Source organism: Aneurinibacillus terranovensis DSM 18919, from assembly GCF_000430625.1.
GTDB lineage: Bacteria > Bacillota > Bacilli > Aneurinibacillales > Aneurinibacillaceae > Aneurinibacillus_B > Aneurinibacillus_B terranovensis.
The window spans coordinates 58,952-60,889 of the sequence record NZ_KE387179.1; the positions used below are offsets into that span (position 1 = coordinate 58,952).

Annotated in this window: 2 protein-coding genes; both read left to right on the forward strand. The window is 41.0% G+C overall.

Annotation, left to right across the window (positions count from 1 at the left end):
* Positions 1–351 precede the first annotated feature (351 nt).
* A complete protein-coding gene (locus H525_RS0121285) occupies positions 352–768 on the forward strand; it encodes a hypothetical protein (RefSeq protein WP_027417848.1) in 417 nt (138 codons plus the stop codon).
* A 39-nt stretch (positions 769–807) separates the two neighbouring features.
* Positions 808–1,704, forward strand: coding sequence for an alpha/beta fold hydrolase (locus H525_RS0121290; RefSeq protein WP_027417849.1), 897 nt, complete (start codon positions 808–810; stop codon positions 1,702–1,704).
* The last annotated feature ends 234 nt before the right edge of the window (positions 1,705–1,938 follow it).

The following is a 1,938-nucleotide window of genomic DNA, read 5'->3' on the forward strand; positions in this document are numbered from 1 at the left end:
TATTCTTGGAAGACACCCTATGATTTAGGGGCAACAGGGGGAAACGGAACCTTCCCTTGGTAGACACCTAAGGCCATTTTCCCAAAGACAGCCCAAGATCGTAAACCCTTTAACTGATGATGGTGATGGATGGAAACAAGCCACGCGCTACGCTTGTTCCCCCTTTGTGAACACTCGGAACCTTCGGTTCCTCGGTTCCCTTCGGGGCTACATCCTCCACCACTAGACATGACTTTAAATCCACATTTTCTATTATGTTTTCAAAGATCAAAAATCTAAAAAGAGCAACGACAATTCGGTTTTATGTTAACCAAATCATTCGCTGCTCTTAATATACAAGGAGGAATGAATATGGCCAGTACAAAACTTAATGAAGCCAAAGGTGTAACAACCTTCCCGAATGAAGTTTGGGTAGGTAGTTGGGTCAATCTCATTAATAAAGATTCGGAAATCAATAGGTTGGGGAATTTCTTTACTGCGGACATTATGTTCAAATTCGGCAAGGAAAAGCAGTATATCCTAAATGTTTATCAAGGGAAAGTACAGGGAGTGATTGTCGACCCGATCTGGGATAAATCTTGGGATTTTGGAATCGTGGCCTCTCAGGAAACATGGCAAAACTCCATTGAAAAAATGCCAAAGCCATTCTACCAAGATTTGTTTGGTATGATGTGGAATCATGGAATGACCATTGAAGGAAATGCTGTAAAAGCAATGCAAAACATTCGTGTTCTGAAGTTAATGATGGCATTAATGAAACATGCTTAACAATAAGTGGCTAAATAATTTGAAACGGAGTGATTTTTTGTGGCTGTAAGAGAAGAAGCGATTATCGGTAAATATGCGTATATTCCATTTGAGGGTACTACTTACCGCGTATACTATGAGACTGTTGGGGAAGGAATTCCACTCGTTTGTTTGCATACTGCTGGCGCTCATGGAAGTGAATATCGTGATCTTATGAACGACCCCTATGTTACATCTCAATTTAAGGTATATACGTTTGATCTTCCTTTCCACGGGAAATCTGTTCCTCCAGAAGACAAGGAATGGTGGAAAGAAGAATATCGTTTAACAACTGATTTTTACGCTGGTTTTATTATGACATTTATTGAGGCACTGGAAATTAAAAATCCGATCGTTCTAGGTTGTTCCATGGGTGGAAATATTACTCTTAAATTAGCAGCTGATTATGCGGATAAGCTGGGTGCGGTTATTGGATTAGAAGCTCAGGCTGGCGGTTATGAAGAGAAAAAACCAGGCGCATACCTAGATGTACTTTATCGCCCGGACATCCATGGTGGGGAGGCATCTGCTGAACTTACCATTGACCTATGTGCACCAATGATCCCGGAAAATCGGCGGTGGGAACTATGGTGGTTCTACACTCAGGAGGGGGCAGGGGTATATAACGGTGACCTTTATTTCTTCAGTCATGAATGGGACATTCGTGACAAATTGAAGACAATCGATACGGAAAAGTGCCCTGTTTACCTTCTTACAGGTGAATATGATTGGTCTTGCACACCGGCAGATACTTTAGAAGCAGCTAAATATATTGACGGAGCGAAGGTAACTATAATGGAAAATATAGGGCATTTCCCGATGGCAGAGCATTGGTCACACTTCTTTACTTATATCGAGCCGATCTTTGAAGAGCTTATCCAGCACTACAAAGAAAAGAAAATGATTGAATTAAAATAAGGTTGATTCTTTATAAAAACGTAATCAGGGGCTGACCCAAAAGTCTAAATAGACGGATGGGTAACAGTCCCTTTTCTTGTTTCCTAGGAGTCTGTCCGACGGTTTGAGTTTTTTGAAGCTCCTTACCCGCGGTCAACTCTTACATTCACCAATTTTTTGTAATTTGCTACACCTATTGATATGATTTCAGACTGAACAGCCTCGATTTTCACCCGTTTTCTTTGTCTTACGCAA